Origin of the sequence: Thioalkalivibrio sp. ALE14, from assembly GCF_000376845.1 — a bacterium.
Taxonomy (GTDB): Bacteria; Pseudomonadota; Gammaproteobacteria; order Ectothiorhodospirales; family Ectothiorhodospiraceae; genus Thioalkalivibrio.
The window spans coordinates 199,619-222,804 of the sequence record NZ_AQXY01000028.1 but is presented as its reverse complement, the minus strand read 5'-3'; the positions used below and the strand labels follow the sequence as shown (position 1 = coordinate 222,804).

Annotated in this window: 23 protein-coding genes; 16 read left to right on the top strand and 7 right to left on the bottom strand. The window is 66.4% G+C overall.

Features of this window, described 5'->3' with window-relative positions; translation table 11 throughout:
- From F572_RS0108890 to F572_RS0108865, 6 genes are all read right to left on the bottom strand, one after another.
- Positions 1-585, bottom strand: coding sequence for an SPOR domain-containing protein (locus tag F572_RS0108890; RefSeq protein ID WP_017942671.1), 585 nt, complete (start codon positions 583-585; stop codon positions 1-3).
- Positions 586-588: 3 nt separating this feature from the next.
- Positions 589-2,352: an arginine--tRNA ligase gene (gene argS, locus F572_RS0108885; protein WP_017942672.1), complete on the bottom strand. Its 1,764-nt coding sequence runs from the start codon at positions 2,350-2,352 to the stop codon at positions 589-591.
- Between the two features lie 88 nt (positions 2,353-2,440).
- Entirely contained in the window at positions 2,441-4,639 is a 2,199-nt protein-coding gene (locus tag F572_RS0108880) for a primosomal protein N' (RefSeq protein WP_017942673.1), read from the bottom strand.
- A gap of 451 nt (positions 4,640-5,090) precedes the next feature.
- Positions 5,091-6,479 (bottom strand): NAD(P)(+) transhydrogenase (Re/Si-specific) subunit beta, encoded by a 1,389-nt coding sequence (locus F572_RS0108875; protein ID WP_017942674.1) that lies wholly within the window; start codon positions 6,477-6,479, stop codon positions 5,091-5,093.
- Entirely contained in the window at positions 6,476-6,787 is a 312-nt protein-coding gene (locus F572_RS0108870; protein ID WP_017942675.1) for an NAD(P) transhydrogenase subunit alpha, read from the bottom strand. The genes F572_RS0108875 and F572_RS0108870 overlap by 4 nt, the downstream gene beginning before the upstream one ends.
- Complete coding sequence (locus F572_RS0108865; protein ID WP_017942676.1) at positions 6,784-7,917, bottom strand: NAD(P) transhydrogenase subunit alpha; 1,134 nt, start codon at positions 7,915-7,917, stop codon at positions 6,784-6,786. The genes F572_RS0108870 and F572_RS0108865 overlap by 4 nt, the downstream gene beginning before the upstream one ends.
- Positions 7,918-8,309: 392 nt before the next feature.
- Here F572_RS0108865 and F572_RS0108860 point away from each other — a divergent pair, with 392 nt between their 5' ends.
- The 16 genes from F572_RS0108860 (at position 8,310) to F572_RS0108785 (ending at position 22,111) form a co-directional block, all read left to right on the top strand.
- Positions 8,310-8,891, top strand: coding sequence for an HNH endonuclease (locus F572_RS0108860; protein ID WP_017942677.1), 582 nt, complete (start codon positions 8,310-8,312; stop codon positions 8,889-8,891).
- A 126-nt stretch (positions 8,892-9,017) separates the two neighbouring features.
- On the top strand, positions 9,018-10,112 hold the full coding sequence (gene hemH / locus F572_RS0108855) for a ferrochelatase (protein ID WP_017942678.1): 1,095 nt from the start codon (positions 9,018-9,020) through the stop codon (positions 10,110-10,112).
- Between the two features lie 22 nt (positions 10,113-10,134).
- Positions 10,135-10,908 carry a molybdopterin-binding protein gene (locus F572_RS0108850; RefSeq protein ID WP_017942679.1) on the top strand — a complete coding sequence of 258 codons (774 nt, stop codon included), beginning with the start codon at positions 10,135-10,137 and terminating at the stop codon, positions 10,906-10,908.
- A gap of 547 nt (positions 10,909-11,455) precedes the next feature.
- On the top strand, positions 11,456-12,187 hold the full coding sequence (locus F572_RS14790) for an ABC transporter permease (RefSeq protein ID WP_026143111.1): 732 nt from the start codon (positions 11,456-11,458) through the stop codon (positions 12,185-12,187).
- 155 nt (positions 12,188-12,342) lie between these two features.
- A complete protein-coding gene (locus F572_RS0108840; protein ID WP_026143112.1) occupies positions 12,343-13,125 on the top strand; it encodes an ABC transporter ATP-binding protein in 783 nt (260 codons plus the stop codon).
- Positions 13,126-13,183: 58 nt separating this feature from the next.
- Complete coding sequence (locus F572_RS0108835) at positions 13,184-13,975, top strand: GntR family transcriptional regulator (protein WP_017942682.1); 792 nt, start codon at positions 13,184-13,186, stop codon at positions 13,973-13,975.
- Positions 13,972-15,717: a fumarate reductase/succinate dehydrogenase flavoprotein subunit gene (locus F572_RS0108830; RefSeq protein ID WP_017942683.1), complete on the top strand. Its 1,746-nt coding sequence runs from the start codon at positions 13,972-13,974 to the stop codon at positions 15,715-15,717. The genes F572_RS0108835 and F572_RS0108830 overlap by 4 nt, the downstream gene beginning before the upstream one ends.
- Positions 15,718-15,728: 11 nt before the next feature.
- The gene (locus tag F572_RS0108825) at positions 15,729-15,962 is read left to right on the top strand and encodes a ferredoxin family protein (protein ID WP_017942684.1); all 234 of its coding nucleotides are present in this window, start codon (positions 15,729-15,731) and stop codon (positions 15,960-15,962) included.
- 11 nt (positions 15,963-15,973) lie between these two features.
- Entirely contained in the window at positions 15,974-16,933 is a 960-nt protein-coding gene (locus tag F572_RS0108820) for a HEAT repeat domain-containing protein (RefSeq protein ID WP_017942685.1), read from the top strand.
- Positions 16,934-16,982: 49 nt separating this feature from the next.
- Positions 16,983-17,306: a ferredoxin FdxA gene (fdxA, locus tag F572_RS0108815; protein ID WP_026143114.1), complete on the top strand. Its 324-nt coding sequence runs from the start codon at positions 16,983-16,985 to the stop codon at positions 17,304-17,306.
- 6 nt (positions 17,307-17,312) lie between these two features.
- The gene (locus tag F572_RS0108810) at positions 17,313-17,537 is read left to right on the top strand and encodes a hypothetical protein (RefSeq protein ID WP_026143115.1); all 225 of its coding nucleotides are present in this window, start codon (positions 17,313-17,315) and stop codon (positions 17,535-17,537) included.
- A complete protein-coding gene (locus F572_RS0108805; protein WP_017942688.1) occupies positions 17,537-17,884 on the top strand; it encodes a gamma-butyrobetaine hydroxylase-like domain-containing protein in 348 nt (115 codons plus the stop codon). The genes F572_RS0108810 and F572_RS0108805 overlap by 1 nt, the downstream gene beginning before the upstream one ends.
- A gap of 5 nt (positions 17,885-17,889) precedes the next feature.
- Positions 17,890-18,666 carry a ferredoxin--NADP reductase gene (locus F572_RS0108800; RefSeq protein WP_026143116.1) on the top strand — a complete coding sequence of 259 codons (777 nt, stop codon included), beginning with the start codon at positions 17,890-17,892 and terminating at the stop codon, positions 18,664-18,666.
- A 31-nt stretch (positions 18,667-18,697) separates the two neighbouring features.
- Positions 18,698-20,332 (top strand): electron transfer flavoprotein-ubiquinone oxidoreductase, encoded by a 1,635-nt coding sequence (locus F572_RS0108795; RefSeq protein WP_017942690.1) that lies wholly within the window; start codon positions 18,698-18,700, stop codon positions 20,330-20,332.
- A gap of 50 nt (positions 20,333-20,382) precedes the next feature.
- Positions 20,383-21,132 carry an electron transfer flavoprotein subunit beta/FixA family protein gene (locus tag F572_RS0108790; RefSeq protein ID WP_017942691.1) on the top strand — a complete coding sequence of 250 codons (750 nt, stop codon included), beginning with the start codon at positions 20,383-20,385 and terminating at the stop codon, positions 21,130-21,132.
- A gap of 1 nt (position 21,133) precedes the next feature.
- A complete protein-coding gene (locus F572_RS0108785) occupies positions 21,134-22,111 on the top strand; it encodes an electron transfer flavoprotein subunit alpha/FixB family protein (RefSeq protein ID WP_017942692.1) in 978 nt (325 codons plus the stop codon).
- Positions 22,112-22,148: 37 nt separating this feature from the next.
- Here the strand turns inward: F572_RS0108785 and F572_RS0108780 are convergent, their stop codons facing one another.
- A complete protein-coding gene (locus F572_RS0108780) occupies positions 22,149-22,904 on the bottom strand; it encodes a GntR family transcriptional regulator (protein WP_017942693.1) in 756 nt (251 codons plus the stop codon).
- Between the last annotated feature and the right edge of the window lie 282 nt (positions 22,905-23,186).

The window sequence follows — 23,186 nt, the reverse complement described above, 5'->3', positions numbered from 1 at the left end:
TCAGCCCTGGTAGCGCAGACGCAGGGCCTCGATATTCTCGGTGCGCAGCCGTTCCAGCGCCTGGCGCACGCGGTCCTCGTCACTGAACGGGCCGAGGTAGACGCGGTACCAGGTCTCGCCCTGGATCTCGACCTCGTGCACCTGCGGGTCGAGGCCCAGCAGGGTCAGGCGGGCCTTCATCTCGTCGGCCTGGGCGAAGCGGCGGAACGACCCGGTTTGCAGGACCACCGGCTCCCCCTCGCTGGGGGATGCGGCGGGCGGCAGGGTCGGGGCAGGGGTGTCGCGCTCGGACTCCGGTACGCGGATCTCGTCCTCGGGCAGCAGCTCGTAGTAGCGAAAGCGCGGTTCGTCGTCCGAGGGCACGGTGTCGCGTTCCACCGGGGCCGGAGTCGGAGCGGCGGTGTCGCTCGGCGGGTCGCCGAACAGCGCGCCCAGGTCCGGCGAGCGGTCCGCGCCCTGGAGGTACAGCACAGCGGCAATCCCCAGCCCGATCAGCAGGCCGATCAGCATCCACACCCAGCCCGGGATTGGCCGCGAGGCCTTGGCGGGGGTGGACTTGCGACGGGTCTTGCGCGCCTGGGCCATGGTCTACATCCGTTCCGGGGCGGTTACGCCCAGCAGGCGCAGGCCATTGTGCAGGACCTGCTTGGCGCCGGTCAGCAACGCGAGACGGGCACCGATCACGTTGGCGTCCTCCGCGTTCAGGAAGGGTACGGCGTTGTAGTAGGCGTGGAAGCCGGCGGCCAGTTCGCGCAGGTACTGGGCGATCTGATGCGGCTCGCAGGCCTCGGCGGCGGCCGCGATCACCTCGGGGAAGCGGTCGAGGCGGTCCAGCAGGTCGTCCTCCTGCGGTTCGGTCAGGCGCGTGCTGAGGCCCTCGGTATCGGCCGCGGCCGGGGCATGGCCGCGCTCGGCGGCGGTGCGCAGTACGCTGGCGATGCGTGCGTGGGCGTACTGGATGTAGTACATCGGGTTGTCGTTGGACTGCGACTTGGCGAGATCCAGGTCGAAATCCAGGTGCTGATCGCAGCGGCGCTGTACGTAGAAGAAACGCGCGGCATCCGAGCCGACCTCGCCGCGCAGCTCGCGCAGGGTCACGAACTGCCCGGCGCGGGTGGACATCGGCAGGCGCTCGCCACCGCGATAGAGGATCGCGAACTGCACCAGCAGCACGTCGAGGCGGTCGGCCTCCAGGCCGAGGGCCTGGAGCGCGGCGCGCACGCGCGGGACGTAGCCGTGGTGGTCGGCGCCCCAGATGTTGATCACGCGTTCGAAGCCGCGCTGGAACTTCTCGCGGTGGTAGGCGATGTCGGAGGCGAAATAGGTGTAGTCGCCGTTCTCGCGGCGCACCACACGGTCCTTGTCGTCGCCGTAGTCGCTGGAACGGAACCACAGGGCGCCGTCCTGCTCGTACAGTGCCCCGCGCCCCTGAAGATCCTCCACCGCGGCGTCGATGGCCCCGGCGTCGGCCAGGCTGCGCTCGGAGAACCAGCACTGGTACTCGACGCCGAACTCGCGCAGGTCGTCGCGGATGTCGTCGAGGATGGCGTTCAGACCGCAGTCGAACACCGTGCGGTACAGCTCCGAACCCAGCAGCTCGCGGGCACGGGCGATCACCGCGTCGATGTAGACCTCCTTGTCGCCGCCGGCCGGCTCGTCCGGCGGGAGGTCGCGGGTGACGGCCTCGGTCGCGTGCACGGCCTGTTCGCCGATCTGTGCGGTCAGCGCCTCGGCGACCGGGTAGATGTAGTCACCCTGATAGCCGTTGGCCGGGAACGGGACCTGCACGCCGTGCTGCTCGAGATAGCGCAGCCAGACGCTGGCGGCGAGGATGTTCATCTGCCGCCCGGCATCGTTCACGTAGTACTCGCGGGTGACGTCGAAGCCGCAGAAATCCAGCAGGTCGGCGACGGTGGCGCCGAAGGCCGCGCCGCGGCCATGGCCCACATGCAGGGGTCCGGTGGGGTTGGCGGAGACAAACTCCACCTGCACCGGACGCCCGCCGCCCACGCTGGAGCGGCCGAAGTCAGCGCCCTGGGTCGCGATACGGCCCAGCACCAGCGTGCGGGCATCGGCGGCCAGGCGGAAGTTGATGAAACCGGGGCCGGCGATCTCGGTGGCGGCGAGGCCGGGCACCTCGGGCATCGCGGCGCAGAGGGCCTCGGCCAGCTCGCGCGGCTTCGACTTCGCCGGGCGCGCGAGCTGCATCGCGAGGTTGCTGGCGAAATCGCCGTGTTCGCGGTCGCGGGCGCGCGTGACCTGGACCTCGACCCCGTGGTCGGCAGGTACGCGGCCATCGGCCACCAGGGTCTCGAGGGCGGCCGCGAGGGCCTCGGTGAGGGTGTCTTTCAAGAGGGGCTCGATCCGTCGTGTAAAAAGGGCCGCATTCTAACCCGGAAGCGCCGGACGTGCCGCCCCGGCGCATCGTCTGCGCCCGGGCTCAGGCGAGCGAGACCGGATCAATGTCGATGGCGATGCGGGTACCGCGCGGCAGGTCGTCGGCCTGCCACGCCTGGCGGGCTCGGGCCAGGCTCTCGTGCAGGGGGTTGCGGCGCGTGGACTGCAGCAGGATCTGCTCGCGGAAGCGGCGATTGACGCGGTGGCGGGGTGCCGGGGCCGGGCCGAGCACACGCAGGCCCTCGGCGGCCGTGTTGCGCAGGTGAGTGGCGACGCGCTCGGCGTGACGGCGGGTGGTCTCGGCATCGCCGGCCTCGACGCGGACCAGCGCCAGGTGGCCGTAGGGTGGCATCTCGGCTGCGGCACGCTCCTCCAGCAGCGGCGCGACCATGGCCGGGTAGTCCGCGGCGTCGAGGCCGCGGATCAGGGGATGATCGGGGTGCCCGGTCTGCAGCAGTACGCGACCGCCTCCGGAGCCGCGCCCGGCACGGCCGGCCGCCTGCACGATCAGTTGCAGGGTGTTCTCGGTGGCGCGCAGGTCGACGCTGAACAGGCCCTGGTCGACATCGATCACGCCGACCAGGCCTACCTGCGGGAAGTCGTGGCCCTTCGCCAGCATCTGGGTCCCGACGACGATCGCCGCATCCAGTTGGCGGATGCGGTCCAGTGCCGCCTCCAGGGCTCCCTTGTGGCGGATGCTGTCGCGGTCCAGTCGGATCAGGGGGATATTGGGGAAGTGCCGCGCCAGGGCCTGTTCCAGGCGCTGGGTCCCCAGACCGCGCTGGGCCAGGGGCTCGCCGCATTCGGGGCAGCGTTCGGGCCGCGTTTCCTGGTGGCCGCACAGGTGGCAGACCGCGCGCGGGTTGTGCGCGTGGATCGTGAGCCGCGCGTCGCAGTCGGGGCATTCGGCCACCCAGCCGCAGGCGTCGCAGGCCAGGACGCGGGCGAAACCCCGCCGGTTCAGCAGCAGGAAGCACTGGTGGCCGGCCGCCAGGGTCTGCTGCATCGTGTCCAGAAGGGGCGCGGTCAGACCCTCGTCCGGGGTATGCACGCGGGTGTCGACGGTCTCGACGGTCGGTGGCTGCGTGCCGTCCGGGCGCATGGTCAGGCGCGCGTGGCCGTAGCGGCCGGTCGTGGCGGCATGCAGGCTCTCCAGGGTCGGCGTCGCCGAACCCAGGACCACCGGCGCCTGTTCCAGCTGGCCGCGCTTGATGGCCAGGTCGCGGGCGTTGTAGCGAAAGCCGTCCTGCTGCTTGAAGGCGCTGTCGTGCTCCTCGTCCACGATGATCAGTCCCAGGTCCGGCACGGGCGTGAACAGGGCGGAGCGCGTGCCGACCACGATCCGGCGCTGGCCCCGGCGCGCGGCCTCCCAGGCCCGCAGGCGTTCGCCCTCGGCGAGACCCGAGTGGAGCAGGGCGACCTGGCCCGGGAAGCGCTGCTGGATGCGCGCGCTCAGTTGGGGTGTCAGCGCGATCTCGGGGATCAGGAACAGGACCTGTTTCCCGCGTGCCAGCACGCGCTCGGCCATCTGCAGGTAGACCTCGGTCTTGCCGCTCCCGGTCACGCCCTCCAGCAGCAGCGGTGCCGTGGTCTCCGGGGTCAGGGCGTCGACGGCGGCGCGCTGGTCTGGGGTGAGGGCGTGGTTGCTGGCGTTCGGAGTGGGCGGGTCTTCGGGATCGGGCGTAATCGCCTCCAGCCATCCGCGTTCGGCGAGGGCGCGCAGTTCGCGCGGGGCGAGCTGCAGCCCGGTGGCGGCGGCAAGGGTGGCGCGGTCCAGGGCCGGTGCGCCGCGTTCCAGTGCACGGAGTACCGCCTGCTGACGTCTCCCGCGGACCTCGCCGGCGGCCAGCGCCCGGGCGCCCTCCGGGGTTTGTCGCCACAGCGTCTCCGGCGTCAGTGCGGGCAACGGGTCGCCGTGACGCAGGGCCGGGGGGAGGGCGCCCAGCAGCGCCTCGCCCAGAGGATGGTGGTAGTACCGGGCCCCGAATTGCAGGAGCTGCATCAGGCGGGGTGCCAGGAGCGGTTCGGCCTCCGGGGCTTCGAGGACCGGGCGCAGGCGGTTGGCCGGGACCTCGCTTTGATCGGTCAGGGTGACGACGACGCCGATGGTGGTCCCGCGGCCGAAGGGCACGCGAACCCGCTGCCCCGGCGCGAGCGACAGGGCGTCGGGGATCTGATAGTCGAACAGCCGGTCCAGGGGGCGATCCAGCGCGATACGGGCAATTCGGGGCGCGGCAGGCATGCGCACAGTCTACTGCGTCGTGCCCCGGCGGGGGCGGCGGGTGTCTCTTCCCGGCCGGCCATTGTTATCCACAAAAACTGTGGATAACTCTGTGGGTGAAACGCCGGGAATACCCCTAAACGCTTGTTACTGCTAGGGCCTGCTTGAATTGGCCAAAAATCGACCAGATGCATCATGGGCAATAAAAACAATAGGTTGTATGGCTTATGTGAAACGGAATGGCGGCTGTGTGCGCTAAGCGGGGTGCGGTTGCCGCGCTTGTGGGTAGTCTGTACAGGGCGTGTACAGAATTCGGGTTCCTGCACCCATTTTAGAGGGGGTTGGGTCAACCCCCTGCATATCCTGGCTTGCGGAGGCCCGAGGGGCAGGCAACAAAAAACCCGGCACCGTGAGGCGGTTGCCGGGTTTCGGTAACGGGGCCCATGCGCGGGCCCCGCACGGGGCAGGCCGACTAGCCGAGGGCCTTGACCGACGCCACGAGTTCGGCGGCCACCTTCTGGCCGTCGCCGTAGAGCATCTGGTTGTTGTCGGCGTAGAACAGGTGGTTCTCGATGCCCGAGAAACCGGAGCCCTTGCCGCGCTTCACGCAGATGACGTTCCTGGCCTGGTCGGCGTTCAGGATCGGCATGCCGTAGATCGGCGAGTCCGGGTTGGTCCGGGCCACCGGGTTCACGACGTCGTTCGCGCCGATTACCATCGCGACATCGGCGGTCTTGAACTCTTCGTTGATCTCGTCGAGGTCGAAGATGATGTCGTAGGGCACGCCGGCCTCGGCCAGCAGCACGTTCATGTGGCCGGGCATGCGGCCCGCGACCGGATGGATCGCGAACTTCACGTCCACGCCGCGCTTCTGCAGCAGCTGGGTGAATTCCCAGATCTTGTGCTGCGCCTGCGCCACCGCCATGCCGTAGCCCGGCACGATGATGACCTTCTCGGCGTAGGCCATCATGATCCCGGCGTCGTTGGCCTGGATCTCCTTCATGGTGCCTTCGATCTCTTCTTCGGCACCGCCGCTGGAACCCCCGAACTGGCTGAACAGGATGTTCTTGATCGGGCGGTTCATCGCCTTGGCCATCAGCTGCGTGAGCAGCGTACCGGCCGCGCCGACGACGATACCGGCGATCATCAGCGCCGGGTTGTCGAGCACGATGCCCTTGAGGCCGACCGCCAGGCCGGTCAGGGCGTTGTACAGCGAGATGACCACCGGCATGTCGGCGCCGCCGATCGGCAGGGTCATCAGGATGCCGAAGGCCAGCGACAGGATGAAGAACAGCAGCAGGGTCGCCGAGCCGATCTCGCCGCCGCCGGTCGCCAGCATGAAGCCGAGAATCACGGTGATGACGAAGATGGCGATATTCACGAACTGCTGGCCCGCGAAGGTGAAGGTCTTCTTCATCAGGCCCTGCAGCTTGGCGTAGGCCACCAGCGATCCGGAGAAGGCCACCGAACCGATCAGCGAGCCGGTCGTGGCGATCGCCAGGCCGGTGTTGCTGACCGTTTCCGGGGTCGCCTGCAGCAGGTAGATCGCGCCGATGCCGGCTGCGGCGCCGCCGCCCATGCCGTTGTACAGCGCGATCATCTGCGGCATGTCGGTCATCGCGACCTTCTTGCCGCTCCACCAGGCCAGGCCGCCACCGATGGCGATACCCAGGATGATCAGGGTGTAGTTCACGCCCCCGGAGACTTCCGGGTGCACGAAGGTCACGAGCGTGGCGATCACCATGCCCACGCCGGCCCAGATGATGCCCGGCCGCGCGGTGGTCGGCGAGGACATCTGCTTGAGGCCGACGATGAACAGTACCGCCGCCGCAAAGTAGGCGAGGTTGATGATCAGGCTCATGCGTTATCTCCCTTCTTGTCGTCCTTCTTGCTGGTCTTGAACATCTCCAGCATGCGTTCGGTGACGACGTAGCCACCCACGGCGTTGCCCGCGGCCAGGATCACGGCGACAAAGCCGATCGCCTGTTCCAGCGGGGTCGTGGCATGGCCGAGCGCGACCATGGTCCCGACCAGCACGATGCCGTGGACGAAGTTGGAACCGGACATCAGCGGGGTATGCAGGATGACCGGGACCTTGGAGATGATCTCGTAGCCGGTGAAGGCCGCGAGCATGAAGATGTACAGCGCGATAAAGCCTTCGATGATCATGAGTTCGCTCCCTTCAGGGCCTCGCGGGTGGCCTCGTGCACGATCTCGCCGTCGCGGGTCAGCACGCTCTTGGCGATGACCTCGTCATCCCAGTCGGGCTGGAACTCGCCGCCCTCGGCGATCATCGGCGTGAGGAAATTCAGCAGGTTCTTGGCATACATCTCGGAGGCATGCAGCGGGACTTGCGAGGGCACGTTCAGCGGGGCATGAATGGTCACGCCCTTGTGCTTGCTGGTCTTGCCCGGCTTGGACAGCTCGCAGTTGCCGCCACCCTCGGCCGCCAGATCGATGATGACCGCGCCGGGCTTCATGCCCTCGACCATGTCCTTCGGGATCAGCTTCGGCGCATCGCGACCCGGGATCGCGGCGGTAGTGATCAGCACGTCGGCCTTGGAGATGAACTCGCCCAGGGCGTCCTGCTGCTGCTGTTTCTCTTCCGCGGTCAGCTCGCGGGCGTAGCCGCCCTCGCCCTCGGCGGAGACACCGAGATCGAGGAACTTCGCGCCCAGCGACTCGACCTGCTCCTTGGTGGCGGAGCGCACGTCATAGGCCTCGACCATCGCCCCGAGGCGCTTGGCCGTGGCGATCGCCTGCAGCCCGGCCACGCCGGCGCCGATCACGATGACCTTGGCCGGGCGGATGGTGCCGGCCGCGGTGGTCAGCATCGGGAAGAACCGGCAGGACAGGTCGGAGCCCATGATCGCGCCCTTGTAGCCGACCACGGCCGCCTGCGAGGACAGCACGTCCATGCTCTGGGCGCGCGAGATCCGCGGGATCAGCTCCATCGCGAAGCTCAGGATCTTGCGCTCCTGCATCGCCTTGACCACGTCCGGATTGCGGTGGGCGTGGAACAGGCTGACCACGGTCGAGCCCTCCGGCAGCTGGTTGATCTCCTCGACCGTCGGCGGTGCCACGCGGACCATCAGGTCCGACTGGCCGTAGGCGGTCTCGGTGTCGACCACGGTGGCCTTCTCGTAGGCCGTGTCCGGAAACTGGGCGTTGGAACCGGCCCCCTTCTCCAGCTGCACGGTGACGCCCAGATCGCTGAACTTGGCCGCTACCGACGGATCCAGGGCCACGCGGCGCTCGCCGCTGGCGGACTCCTTGGGAACGGATAATTTGATTGCCATGCGCTCTCTCCCCGGGCCAAGCGTCCCCTATTCCCTATGGGGCGATCAGCCGCGCTCGCGGGTGGTGAAATCGGATGCGGCCCGCACGAAACAGGCGAGCCGCACAAAAAACGACCCGCGAGTGTAGCGGAATCGGCCCCGTGCTTAAACCGTGTCCTGCGTTTGCAGGGGCTTGTTCCGGGCCGCGGAGCGTACGATACCTCGGCTCATGGCGTTGTAATTGCTTTGTTCCCGAAGGCTGTTTATTGTTTTTCCGGTCAGTGTTGCCCTGTCAGTGTTGCCCTGAGGGAGACGCGGGCGTGCGATTCAATCAGCGTCTCCCAAAGGGGGCATGGATTTGTTCACTCGATCCGGCGTGAGCAAATCCGTGTTTCCTTGAGACGGGACGGGTCATGTTGCCGAACGAGCATCAGGTCCTGCGCACGGACGCCGCGGGCATGCCGCTGGAGTGGATCGGCCTGGAGCAGGCCGTGCGCCTCTACTACACCGAGCAGGTGGCCTACACCTGTGGCAGCCCGCTTTATCGCATGCGCGGCGGCATCAACGCCCGCACCGGGTTGCAGTCGCGGGTCGAGGTCAACTCGATCATCGCCACGCACGGCACCCGCCAGTCCCGCTTCAACGATTACATCCCCCCGCTCAACAACACCACCCTGTTCCGCCGCGATGCCCATCTGTGCCTGTACTGCGGTAACGCCTTCCCCGAACGCGACCTGTCCCGGGACCATGTGACCCCGATCAGCCAGAATGGCGAAGACACCTGGACCAACGTGGTCACCGCCTGCAAGCGCTGCAACAACCACAAGGCCGGGTTCACGCCGGAAGAGGCCGGGATGCAGCTGCTGGCCATCCCGTTCACGCCCACGCACGCGGAATACATCTTCCTCAAGGGCAAGCGCGTGCTCGCGGACCAGATGGAGTTCCTGCAGGCACACTTCCCGCGCACCAGCCCGTTGCGGGGCCGCCTCGGCTGACCTCGGCCCGGCGCGGGCAGTCCCCGCCGCGGTATCCTTGCCGCAAACCCGATCCCGTGCTGAACCAAAATGCCCCTCGGGCACTCCGACAGGGTGTCCCCGTACCCCATGCCTGCAAGGAGCCCCATGAAGTACTTCGGAGAAGCGGACTATCGCCACGGCCAGGCGCGCGACGTCGGCGTGTTGCTGACCAACCTGGGCACGCCGGACGAGCCCACTGCGCCCGCCCTGCGCCGCTACCTGAAGGAATTTCTCTGGGATCCGCGCGTGGTCGAGGTGCCGCGCCCGATCTGGTGGCTGATCCTGAACGGCGTCATCCTGAACATTCGGCCCAAGCGCTCGGCCGCCAAGTACGCCACCGTCTGGACCGACGAAGGTTCGCCGCTTCTGGCGATCTCGAAGCGCCAGGCCGAGGGCGTGCGCCGCCGCCTTGCCGAACAGGCAGGGGAGGCGATCCCGGTTGCGCTGGGCATGCGCTATGGCAACCCGTCGATCGCCGCGGGGCTGGACGAGCTGCGCCGCCAGGGCGTGCGCCGCGTGGTCGTGCTCCCGCTGTATCCGCAGTACTCGGCCAGCACCAACGGCTCCACCTTCGACGCCGTGGCCGAGGTGCTCAAGGGCTGGCGCTGGGTGCCGGACCTGCAGTTCATCGCCGCCTATGACGCCCAGCCCGGCTATATCGAGGCCCTGGCCAACAGCGTTCGCGAGCACTGGAAGGAGCACGGCCAGGCCGACCGCCTGGTGATGTCCTTCCACGGCATCCCCAAGCGCTACCTGCTGCAGGGCGACCCCTACCACTGCCTGTGCCAGGCCACCGGGCACAAGCTGGCCCAGGCGCTGGGGCTGAACGAGGACCAGTGGCAGGTGACCTTCCAGTCGCGCTTCGGCCGCGAGGAGTGGCTGCAGCCCTATACCGACAAGACGATGGAGGCCCTGCCGGGGCAGGGCGTGCGCTCGGTGGACGTGATCTGCCCCGGCTTCTCCGCCGACTGCCTGGAGACCATTGAGGAGATCGGCGACGAGAATCGCGAGATCTTCCAGGAGGCCGGCGGCGAGCGCTTCCACTATATCCCGGCCCTGAATGACCGCGCCGACCACCTCGACTTCCTGGCCGGGCTGCTGCACCAGCATCTGGCGCCGTGGCTCAACGATCCGGACAACGCCCCCGAGGCGCGCGCCGCCGCCCGCGAGCGCGCGCTCGCGTTGGGCGCGAAACAGTAACGCCGCGATGGAACGACCCGTGATGGCCGAACGGGAGCAAGCGCCCACCGAGACGGGCGAGATCGAGATCGGCGCCGTGATCATTGGCGACGAACTCCTCAGCGGCAAGCGCCGCGACCGGCATCAGGCACACCTGACCGAGGCGCTGGCGGAGAAGGGCCTCGAGCTCGCCTGGTTGCGTATCGTTGGCGATAACGCGCGCGTGCTGGCGCAGACCTTCCGCGAAACCCTGGCAAGCGGCGCCGAGGTGTTCAGCTTTGGCGGCATCGGCGCGACCCCGGATGACCGGACCCGCGCTTGCCTGGCCGAGGCCCTGGACCGGCCGCTGGTGCCGCACCCGGAGTTCATGGCCATCCTCGAGGAGCGCTTCGGCGCCGAGGCCTGGCCCCACCGCGTGCGCATGGCCGAGCTCCCCGAAGGCGCCAGCCTGATTCCCAACCCGGTCAACGGGATCCCCGGCTTCAGCTGCGAACGCCACCACTGCGTGCCCGGCTTCCCGGCCATGGCCGAGCCCATGGCCCGCTGGGTCCTGGAGCAGCGCTTCCCCGACCGCGATGCCGCGTCCGGGGCCGTCGAGGAGATCCTGCGACTGGAGAACGTCACCGAAAGTCGCCTCGTGCCGATCCTGGAAGCGATGGAGGCCGCCTTCCCCGACCTGCGCATCTCCTGCCTGCCGCGCATGGACCGCCAGGCCCCGCAGGTCGAACTGGGCCTGCGCGGCCCGCGCGCCCGCGTCACCGAGGGCCAGGCGGCCCTGCGCCAGCACCTGATCGCCGGCGGTTTTCTCGGCCACTGACCGATCGGTAGTGTCCCGCCCACGGGCGGGCACTTGTCCTCTCGACCCCCCGGTTTTTCGAATTCGTCGCCCCGTATTGGGGCTGGCGTGCCCGAACGTGATGCACATCCTTCCGTGTTGCGCCCTCCTGCGCTCGCCCTGGGGTGCCAGGCACTTCCCTATAAACAGCCCCTTACACGATCTCTCTGCTTGAGCAGGGGTATTGGCATGGATGCTGCAAGTTTCTCAGGGCGTAAGAACACGTCAGCACAAGTTGGGTGTTCGTTGTCCCGAGCGTCTCGCCGGGATCCACGGAAACGAGGGATGGTTGATGACTGACAAGACTGTGTCTGTTGCGGATGACCCGGCAAAGGTCGAGCCCGTCGCGCCGGAAGCCGGCGCCACCATGGCGGATGTGCCCGCCGAGGCCCCCGGCGAATCCCGAACGGACGTACGGACGGCCGTGAGCCGAGGCGGCGCGAGCGACGGGGGCGCGGCCACGGCTGTGAGCACCCGCGCCTGGCTCAAGAAGTCGAGCGGTACCTGGTGGGGCCGTTACACCGTCCGCATCCTTTCCGTGCTGGTCCTGATCGGCCTGTGGCATCTGGCTTCCACCTATGATTTCCGGCTGTTGCTCAATTTCGAGAACGTACCGGCGCCGGGTGTCGTGGGTGGTGTGCTGCTCGAGCTGCTGTCGTCGGACACGTTCTACCGACACATCGCGGCTAGCGTCGAACGCGTGGCGATTGCCTTCGGGCTTGCCACGGTCTCCGGGGTAGCGCTGGGCGTCTTTATGGGGCGGATCCGCCTGGTGGAGGACGTATTCTCGCCCTACGTGGAGATCTTCCGGCCCATTCCCGCGGTGGCCTGGATTCCGCTGGCGATCCTGATGCTCCCGACCGAGCAGAGCAGCATCATCTTCATCACGTTCCTGGGCGCATTTTTCCCGATCGTGCTGAATACCATGCATGGCGTCGACCAGACACCGAAGGACCTGGTCCGCGCGGCCCGCGCCCTGGGCGCATCCAGTACCTCCATCCTGATTCATGTGGTGCTGCCGGCGGCCCTGCCCAGCATCGTCGCGGGCATGGCGATTGGCATGGGCATCGCATGGTTCTCCCTGCTGGCCGGCGAAATCATCAGTGGCCAGTACGGCATTGGCTACTTCACCTGGAGTTCCTATTCGCTGATCCAGTACCCGCAGATCATCGTGGGCATGGTCACGATCGGACTGCTGGGGACCCTCTCCACCCTCTTGGTGCGATACGGCACGCGGCCCTTCCTGCGCTGGCAGCGCTGAACCGGCGGCCGGCCATTCGCGATGCGACTTGTACAAACGATTTTGCAACGGGGTACGAAATGAGACTTGGAAACCTGTGGGCGTTTGGCGAGGGACCCTCGCGCAAGGGGCCCGTTCATGTCGGGTCGCCGGGAGCGCGCCCGGAGACGGGCCGGATCCGGATCTCGGATGTCTCCATCGAATTCAATACCAATGGTCGCCGAAACGTCGCGGTTGATGGCGCGGACCTGGAGGTCGAACCGGGCGAGTTCATCTGCCTGCTGGGTCCCTCGGGCTGCGGCAAGTCGACACTGATGAACGCGGTGGCGGGTTTTGTCGAGCCGACAGCCGGGCATGTGGAGGTCGATGGCAAGCGGGTGAACGGCCCCGCGCCCGAACGCGGAATGGTATTCCAGCAGCACTCGCTGTTTCCCTGGAAGAGCGTGCGCAAGAACGTCGCCTTTGGCCCGCGCATGGCCGGTCACTCGGTCACCGAGTCCGACAGTATCGCGCGCACCTTTCTCGGCATGGTCGGGTTGTCGGCCTATGGCAACCACTACCCCTCGCAGCTCTCCGGCGGTATGCAGCAGCGTGTCGGGATTGCCCGCGCATTGGCGAACTACCCGGACGTGTTGCTGATGGACGAGCCGTTCGGCGCCCTCGATGCCCAGACCCGCTCGATGATGCAGCAGAACCTCGTGGACCTGCGCCAGGAGTTTCACACCACCATCATCTTTGTGACGCATGACATCGAGGAAGCGGTGTTTCTGGCCGACCGGATCATCGTCATGAGTGCCAGCCCGGGGCGCCTGATCGAGGACATCCGGGTCGACCTCCCGCACCCGCGTACCCACGAGATCGTGACCGAGCCGCGCTTCGTCGAGTTGAAGAAGCAGTGCCTCGACCTGATCCGCGCCGAGACTACGCGCGCATTCGAACAGCAGGGGCAGGCGGTCTAGCCCGAATCCGCCCTGTCGTGGATTGCTCAATATAACTTGTCATGATAGGTTAGTACATATGCTGGAATTCAACCCTCAACAACGCTCCATGGCTTCCGGGCCACCGCGAAGCCCGATACGGGCCCACCGGGGCGAGCCGCTGTACGGCTGGGTCCGGGACAGCCTGCGGCGCGAGATCCTCCAGGGTCTGCGGGCGCCGAACGAGCGGCTGGCTACGGAAAAGGAACTGATCGAGGCCTTCGGTGTGAGCCGGATCACCGTGCGCCGGGCCCTGCAGGAGTTGCGCGCGGAGGGCCTGGTCGTGACGGCGCAGGGGCGGGGCAACTTTGTCGCCCGGCCACGGGTCAGCCAGGAGCTTCGAAGCATGGAGGCTTTCGGCGAGACGGTGACCAGCCAGATCGGCCAGGCCGATGTGCGGCTGCTGTCTCTGAGCGAGGTCACCCCGTCGCCCCGGTTCGCGCGGGAGCTCCGGCTGAAACCGGAGGATCGGGTCACTGCAATCCGGCAGGTGCAGTACCTGCGCTCACAGCCGGTCATGGTCGGCGAGAGCTTCCTGCCCCTCGCCATCGGACGGCGGATCTTCAGCCGCGACCTCGCCATGGACACCCTGACGGTGATCAAGAACCGCCTGGGAATCGGTGTCCGCGGGGCGCGTATCGAGATCGAGGCGTGTCACCCGGAGCCGGCCGCAGCCGCTGCGCTCAAGCTGCCCGTATCGGCATCCATCCTGAAACTCACCCGGGTTTTCATGGATCGTTCCGGCCGTCCGTTTGACGTCGAATGTCTGTCCTTCCGCGAAGACACCTTCAACTGCAAGTTCCGCACGGATCCCAACGAGGAGTACCTATGAAAGTCAGCGAAATCAAAACAGTCGAGATGGACGTCCTGGTGATTGGTGGCGGGACTGGCGGGCCGCTGGCGGCCGTCACCGTCAAGGAGGAGAACCCGGATCTGGACGTCATGTTGCTGGAAAAGGCCAACGTGAAACGATCCGGGGCGATCTCCATGGGGATGGATGGGCTGAACAACGCCATCATCCCGGGGCGGGCGACCCCCGAGCAGTACGTGAAGGAGATCACCACCGCCAATGACGGCATCGTCCATCAGAAGGCCGTACTGGCCTACGCCGAGCGTTCCTACGACATGATCCAGAAGCTGGACTCCTGGGGCGTGCATTTCCAGAAGGACGAGACCGGCGACTACGACGTGAAGAAGGTCCATCACATGGGGAGCTACGTGCTGCCCATGCCCGAGGGACACAACGTCAAGAAGATCCTGTACCGGCGCCTGCGCCGCAATCGCGTGAAGGTGGAAAACCGCTACCAGGCCACGCGCCTTCTGAAGGATCGTGACGGCAAGATCGCCGGGGCCTTTGCAGTGAACACCCGCACCTCGGAACCGATGCTGATTCGCGCCAAGGCCGTGATCATGGCGACCGGTGCCGCCGGGCGTCTGGGCCTGCCCACCTCCGGGTATCTCTACGGTACCTACGAGAATCCCACCAATGTGGGTGACGGCCACGCGATGGCCTATCACGCCGGCGCGGATCTCGCGAATCTGGAGTGTTACCAGATTAACCCGTTGCTGAAGGACTACAACGGCCCGGCCTGCGCCTACGTTACAGGCCCGCTGGGTGGTTACACGGCGAACGCCCAGGGTGAGCGCTTCATCGAGTGCGACTACTGGTCGGGCCAGATGATGCTCGAATTCTACCGCGAGCTGGAGGGCGGCAAGGGCCCGGTCTACCTGAAGGTTGATCACCTCGCCGAGGAGACCATCCAGGAGATCGAGACGGTCCTGCATACCAATGAACGGCCGTCGCGTGAACGGTTCCACGCCGGGCGCGGCACCAACTATCGCGAGCACATGCTCGAGATGCATATCTCCGAGGTCGGCTTCTGCAGCGGTCACTCCGCCTCCGGGGTGTGGATCAACGAACACGGCGAGACCACCGTGCCGGGTCTGTACGCGGCCGGTGACATGGGTTCGGTCCCGCACAGCTACATGCTGGGCGCATTCGTCTACGGCCAGATATGCGGCGAGAGCGCAGCCCGGTACGTCGGCGACTGGAACGACGCCCCGCTGGACGATGCCCTTGTGGCCGCGGAACTCGAGCGCGTGATGGCGCCGCTGAATGCCGAGGACGGGATCCCGCCGGAACAGATGGAATACAAGGTGCGCCGCCTGGTGAACGACTACCTGCAACCGCCCAAGGTCACCAAGAAGATGGAGATCGGGCTCAGCCGCATCCTGCAGGTGCGCGAGGACCTTTCGAAGCTCCACGCCCGCGATCCGCACGAGCTGCTGCGTGCCCTGGAGGTGCATTCGATCGTCGACTGCGCCGAGATGGCCGCACGTGCCTCGATGGCCCGCAAGGAGTCCCGTTGGGGGCTGTACCACTACTCCATCGACTACCCCGAGCGCGACGACGAGAACTGGTTCTGTCACAGCCGCCTGTACAAGGGCGAAGACGGGGCCATGTGCACGGGCACGCGTCCGGTGGATCCCTACATCATCCCGCTGGATGACGACGAGCTGTCGGCCTACCAGTCCATGCGGATCGAAAACACCGACGAAGTCGCCGCCGAATAAGGGGAAACGAAATGCCTGTAGCCAACCACAAGACCACCGTCCCGGTGGTGGTCGATGAGGAGAAATGCATCGCCGACAAGGGCTGCCGAGTCTGCATCGACGTCTGCCCGCTGGATGTCCTGCTGATCGACGAGGTCACCGGCAAGGCCCACATGCATTACGACGAATGCTGGTACTGCATGCCTTGCGAAAAGGACTGTCCGACCGACGCGGTCACCGTGAACATCCCGTACCTGCTGAGCTGAAGGTGAGCCAAATGAGCCAATACGACGATCCCGAACTGCAGGACATTGCAGACAAGCTGGCCTCCGACGATGTGGAAATGCGCCGTGTGGGTGTGCTGGCCCTGGTGGACAGTGCCGAGCCCGAGGCCGCCGATCTGCTGACGACGGCCCTGAAGGACCCCGACCCGTCGGTCCGCCGCGAGGCGGCCAAGGTGGTCGACGAGTTCGAGTCCGCCGACATTGCGGATGCCTTGCTGGCAGCCCTGAGCGACAGCGACGAGGCGGTGCGCAATGCCGCCGCCCATGCCCTCGCGGATCTGAAGGATACCGACGCGGCGCAGCCACTACTGGGTGCGTTGAAAGGCAGCGACGACCCGTTCGTCATCATCGGCGTGCTGGGAGCCCTCAAGCCCATGCGGCTCGCCGAGAGCTGCGAACCGGCCCTGGGCATGCTTCAGCATGCGGATGCCGGCGTGCGTCGCGAGGCGGTCTCCGTTCTCGGGTGGTTGCGTTCCCCGGCGAACCTTCCGGTTCTGATCGAGCGGGCCCGCGAGGACGCCGATCCGGACGTGCGACGCGTTGCCGTGAGCGCCCTTTCGTACGGTGATCCGGACTCGATCGGCGATGCCCTGCTGGCGGGTCTGCAGGACGAGAACTGGCAGGTCCGCGCAGAGGCCGCCTCCATGATCGGCAAGCTGCGCCTGCGGTTGGCGCTGCAGAGCTTGATCGAGGGCACGCGCGACTCCTTCTGGCAGGTGCGCGAGAAAGCCGTGGAGGCCCTCGGGACTCTGGGTGACCCGCAGGCCGTGGAGGCAGTGGGCGTGTGCACCGATGACCCGGTTTCGAACCTGCGCAAGGCCGCCGTTGGCGCCCTGGGCGAGATTGGCGATGCCAAGGCCCAGGCGTACGTGGAAAGCGCGCTGGACGATCCGGATCCTGATGTCCGCAAGACGGCCCTGTGGGCCCAGTCGAAGCTGCGCGTGGCGAGCTGATTCGCCGCGTGCTTCACCGAGTGCGACACGTCGCCATACGGAGGCAACCGTGACTTACGTAGTGAACGAGAACTGTATCCGGTGCAAGTACACCGATTGCGTCGAAGTGTGTCCGGCGGACTGCTTCCACGAGGGCCCCAACATGCTGGTGATTAATCCGGCGGAATGCATCGACTGCGATCTGTGCGTGCCGGAGTGCCCACCCGAGGCGATACAGCCCGAGGGTGAATTGACCGACGACCAGCGCTACCTGCTCGACTTGAATGCGGAACTGGCTGCGATCTGGCCCGTGATCAATTCGAGCAAGGACCCGCTCCCGGAGGCGGAAGAGTGGATCGAACGCACGGGCAAGCTGGCCGAGCTGGAGCGCTGAATCGGCATGTCCAGTCTTGTCATTACAGGATGGATCATGCGTGTCGCGTTCCTGGGCGCTTGGTTGACCGGTGTGGCCACCCTGCTTGGAGCGCGACCGGTGGACGATCCGGATCACCCGCTGCTCTGGCCGCCGGTCACCACCCTGGTGATCGAAGAAGCCGTACTGGCGGAACTTGCCCGGACCTGTCCGGTGGAAAGTGGCCCGATCGCCACCGAGGAGCGCACGTAATGAGTATCCAGCCACCCAGCGAAATTCGTCTGCAGGGGCGATCCGGCGAGGTGCAGTTTTGCTGGCCGTCCGGTGAAGTTACTTGCAAGCGTTTCGAGGCGCTGCGCCTGGCCTGCCGTTGCGCCCATTGCACCCTGGCGCGGCGGCGGGACGAGCCGGTAACGGATGCGGCTCACGTGGACGTGGTCGATATCGTCCCGTTCGGCGTCAGCGGGGTTCGCTTCGTGTTCTCCGACGGTCACGAGCAGGGCATCTATCCCTGGCGCTATCTGTGGGACATCAGCGTCAGGGACGCGTCCCGTTCAATCAATGATGAAAACACAGCCCGACTGGAATCTGGGAGGTAGACCCCATGGCAGCCTGTGACCCGCAAGAAGTACTGAGCGTGCACCACTGGAATGACACGTTGTTCAGTTTCACCACGACCCGCGACCCCGGTCTGCGTTTCGAGAACGGTCATTTCTTGATGATCGGGCTCGAAGTGGAGGGCAAGCCCCTGTTGCGCGCCTACAGCATCGTCAGTCCGAATCACGAGGAGTATCTCGAGTTTCTGAGCATCAAGGTGCCGGATGGTCCACTGACCTCGCGCCTGCAGCACATCAACGAGGGCGACGCGCTCCTGGTAAGCCGCAAGGCCACCGGCACGCTGGTCATCCACGACCTGCTGCCGGGCAAGAACCTGTACCTGTTTGGCACCGGCACGGGGCTGGCGCCCTACATGAGCATCATCCGCGACCCCGAGACCTACGAGCGGTTCGAGAAAGTCATCCTCGTCCACGGTGTGCGCTACAAGAGCGAGCTGGCGTACCACGAATACCTGACCGAGGAACTGCCCAACCACGAATATCTCGGTGAGTTGGTGCAGGAACAGTTGCTCTATTACCCGACCGTCACGCGTGAGGATTTTTCCCATCAGGGCCGCATCACGGACCTGATCGAGAGCGGCAGGATAACCGACGATCTGGGCCTCCCGCGCCTCGACCCCGAACGCGACCGGGCCATGATCTGTGGCAGTCCGGCCATGCTCGAGGATCTCTCCCGCATGCTCGATCAGATGGGCTTTACCGCTTCGCCGAAGACCGGTGTTCCGGGCGAGTACGTCATCGAGCGGGCCTTTGTCGAGCAGTAAACCGTCGTTGACGACGCAGCGGGAGCAAGGGATGGAGCGCGAGCAAATCGAGGTGGATGTGGCCATCGTAGGCGCGGGGCCGGCCGGGTTGGCGACGGCGATCCGCCTGCGTCAGCTGGCGCAGGAGCAGGGTCGCGATGAACTCTCCGTCTGCGTACTGGAAAAGGGTCCCGAGGTCGGGGCGCATATCCTCTCCGGAGCGGTGATCGATCCGCGGGCACTGGACGAGCTGATCCCGGACTGGCGTGAGCGCGATGCGCCACTGACGACCCCGGCTCGCGACGATCACTTCCTGCTGCTCCGCGAGCAGGGGGCGCTGCGTCTCCCCACGCCACGTCTGCTCCGGAACGAGGGCAACTACGTGGGTTCGCTGGGGCGCCTGTGTCGCTGGCTGGGTGATCAGGCGGAGGCCTTGGGTGTGGAGATCTATCCGGGGTTCGCGGCGGCCGAGGTCCTGTACGACGAGTCGGGCGCCGTGCGCGGCGTGGCGACGGGCGACACGGGGTTGCAACCCGATGGAACGCCCGGCCCGAGGCACGAGCCGGGGGTGGAGATCGTGGCGGGGCGTACGGTGCTGGCCGAGGGTTGCCGCGGTTCCCTCAGCCAGGAGGTGATCGCCACCTACGGGCTCGACGGGGACGCGGATCCGCAGACCTACGGGCTCGGCATCAAGGAAGTCTGGGAGGTGGACGCATCCGTGCACCGCCCGGGCAGCGTGGTCCACACCGTCGGGTGGCCCCTGGACTCCCGAACCTACGGTGGGGGCTTCGTGTACCACTTCGGCGAGCGCCGCGTCTCGGTCGGGTTCGTGATCGGACTGGACTATTCTAACCCCCATCTCTCGCCCTACGAGGAGATGCAACGGTTCAAGACCCATCCCGCGATTCGCCGCCACCTGGAGGGCGGTCGCCGTCTGTCCTACGGGGCGCGCGCACTCGTCGAAGGCGGGGTGCAGTCCTGCCCGAAGCTGGAGTTCCCCGGCGGCACACTGGTGGGGGATGCCGCGGGTCTTCTAAACGTGGCGCGGATCAAGGGAACCCACACCGCGATGAAGTCGGGGATGCTGGCCGCGGATGCGGTATTCGAGCAGTGGGCACAGGCATCCGGTTCGACGGGCGCTGCCGGCGTGGATCGCGCGCTGACCGATTCCTGGGTCTGGGACGAGCTCCGGGCCGTGCGCAACGTTCGTCCCGCCTTCGCCCGTTGGGGGCTTTGGGGCGGGCTGGCCTATGCCGCGGCGGATACATACCTGTTCCGCGGGCGCGCGCCCTGGACCTTTCCCCATCACGCCGACCATGAACAACTGCAACGCCAGGCAGATGCCCGGCCCATCGAGTACCCCGCGCCCGACGGGGTGCTGACCTTTCCCCTGCTGTCGTCGGTACACCTGTCCAACACGAACCATGACGAGGACCAGCCTTGCCACCTGACTCTGCGGGATCCGGACGTTCCGGTCCGGGTGAACCTGCCCGAATTCGGCGCGCCGGAGACACGCTACTGCCCGGCGGGGGTGTACGAGATGATCGGCGACGAGGCCGCCCCCCGGCTGCAGATCAATGCTGCCAACTGCGTGCACTGCAAGACCTGTGACATCAAGGACCCGACCCAGAACATCCAGTGGCGTGTGCCGCAGGGCGGCGAGGGGCCGATCTATTCGGAGATGTGAGGCGCGGCCACGGGGCGTGCCGCAACACTCGGTAACCGGGAGGACAAGCGATGAAAGTGCTGGTGGGTGTAAAGCGGGTAATCGACTACAACGTCAATATCCGGGTCAGGGCCGATGGCTCCGGCGTCGAGACCGAGAACGTGCGGATGTCCGCCAATCCCTTTGACGAAATCGCGTTGGAAGAGGCCGTGCGAATGAAAGAGGCCGGTATCTGCAGCGAACTCATTGCGGTGACGGTGGGGGACGAGGCCAGTCAGGAGGTCCTGCGCAGTGCCCTTGCGATGGGCGCGGACCGGGCAATCCGGATCCACGCGGAGGCGTCGCCCCAGCCCCTGAACGTGGCGGCCTTGCTGGCCGCGCTCGCGCGCGAGGAGGCCGTCGACCTTGTGCTGCTGGGCAAGCAGGCGATCGACGATGACGCCAATCAGACCGGACAGATGACCGCCGCATTGCTGGGCTGGCCTCAGGGGACCTTCGCTTCCGAGCTGACCATCGAAGATGGCCGCGCGCGAGTTGCGCGCGAGATCGACGGTGGTCAGCAGACGGTCGAGCTGGAACTCCCGGCGGTGATAACGGCCGATCTTCGCCTCAACGAGCCGCGTTTCGTGAAGCTGCCCGCGATGATGAAAGCGAAAAAGCGCCCGATCGAGGAGCGCACGCCCGAGGCTTTGGGTGTCGACATGCGCCCGCGGGTGGAACGGGTTGAGGTCAGCGAGCCGGTGCCCCGCGAGGCGGGCGTTCGCGTCGCGGACGTTGACGAACTGCTGCACAAGCTACGCAACGAAGCAGGGGTGATCTGAGATGACGAACACCGTATTGGTTGTAGCCGAGACGGCTGGAGACAGCCTTGCCGCCAGCACGCTGGTCACACTGACGGCGGCCCGTGAACTGGGTGGTGCCATCGACGTCCTGGTGGCGGGCGCGCAGACTGGCTCGGCCGCCGAGAGCCTGGCTTCGATGGCGGATATCCGCTGTGTGCGCGTCGCCGAAGCGCCCCATCTGGCCGGAGCGCTTGCTGAGGATCTGGCCGCGGTGGTGGCCGCGCATGTTGGCGAGTACAGCCATGTGCTGGCGCCGGCCACGACGTTCGGGAAGAACCTGCTGCCCCGGGTGGCCGCCCTGGCCGACATCCAGATGGTGTCGGATGTCATCTCGATCCGGGATGCGGAGACCTTCGTGCACCCGATCTACGCGGGCAATGCCAACGAAACCCTGCGGGTGCTGGAGCCGCACAAGCTGTTGACCATCCGTCCCACGGCGTTCGCCAAGGAGGCCGTGGCCGGCGGCGAGGCCCGGGTTGAACCGGTCGAAGCCGGCAAGCCTCAAGGTCGTTCGCGCGAGATCGATCTCCAGTTGGACGAGTCGGATCGTCCGCAACTGGAATCCGCCGGGGTCGTGGTCTCCGGCGGACGCGCCTTTGGCAGTCCGGAAAAATTCCGGCTGCTGGAGGAGCTGGCGGCGGGTCTGAACGCCGCCGTGGGCGCCTCGCGCGCGGCCGTGGATGCCGGTTACGCCCCCAACGACTGCCAGGTGGGACAGACCGGCAAGGTCGTCGCGCCCGAGCTGTACATTGCAGTGGGGATCTCCGGCGCCATTCAACACCTTGCCGGGATGACCGGGTCCAAGGTCATCGTTGCCATCAACAAGGACCCGGATGCACCGATTTTCGGCGTAGCGGATTACGGGCTGGTAGGGGATCTGTTCGAGATTCTGCCCGAACTTCGGGACAAGATCCGTGTGCTTCGCGGCGAGCCTGATTCGCAACTCGCGGAAGCCTGACAAGGCGCCGGGGGCTTGAGATTCCCCCGGCGGATGTTCACGAGCGTTCGATTTCGAAGCGGTATTTGAACGCGTCGCCCACGAAGAACAGGAACTCGAAGTCGATCGGGCGCCCGGACCGATCGTGGGTCAGACGCTCCACCTGCAGGACCGGTCCTGCCTCCGACATCCCCAGTTGTTCCTGCACCTCGTCATTCGCCAGGCCCGCATCAATGCTGATGTTGGCCGCGCCCAGCGGGATGCCCGACAGGTTCTCCAGCAACGGGAATATGTCGCCGGAGAGATCCTGGCTAAACAGCGGGCGTCCGACGTCCAGCGGGAAATAGCTGATCTCCAGGGAGACCGGAACCCGGTTCAGATAGCGCACGCGTTTGACTTCGACCACGGAACCGGCCTGCGGTCCGGACAGGCCGAGGGCCTCCCGGACATTCTTGGGCGGCTCGATTTCCTCGATCGATACGACCCGGGCTGTCGCCTCGTAGCCCTGTGCCGCCATGGCCTCGCCGAAGCCCTCCAGACGGCGGACGTTTTGCACCGCCTTTGGCTTGCTGACAAAACTGCCCTTGCCCTGCGAGCTGAAGATCAGCCCCTCGTTGTGCAGGTCGCGCAGCGCCTGCCGAATGGTGATGCGGCTCACCCCGAAACGCCGCGTGAGTTCACTCTCCGAGGGCAGTTTCTGGTGCGGCTGGTAGGTGCCGTCGAGGATCCGCTGACGCAGGGTTTCCTTGATCTGGACGTAGAGCGGTTGCGGCGATTCCTGAAGGGTCTGGCGATCCGGGCTGGGGGTTTCCATGGAAGGGCCTCGAGCTCCAAATAGGTGAACTCATCATATCGTGTCATAAGTTGGTGTCCCTGGGTAGCTCTCAGGCCCACACGACGAGCGGGACGGGGATCCCCCCGGATCGGGCGCCGCGAAGCTGTCTTACTTGTCATGGTCTTGCGCCCGCGAGGACGGGTGCTGGCACCCGGATGGCGCAGGCATTCCCCAGCGTGGGGCGGGAACCGACGGGCCCCGTATCCGCATGGAGAGTGTATGGCGGCGAAAACCCGATGAAAAACAGAAAGAAAGAATAAT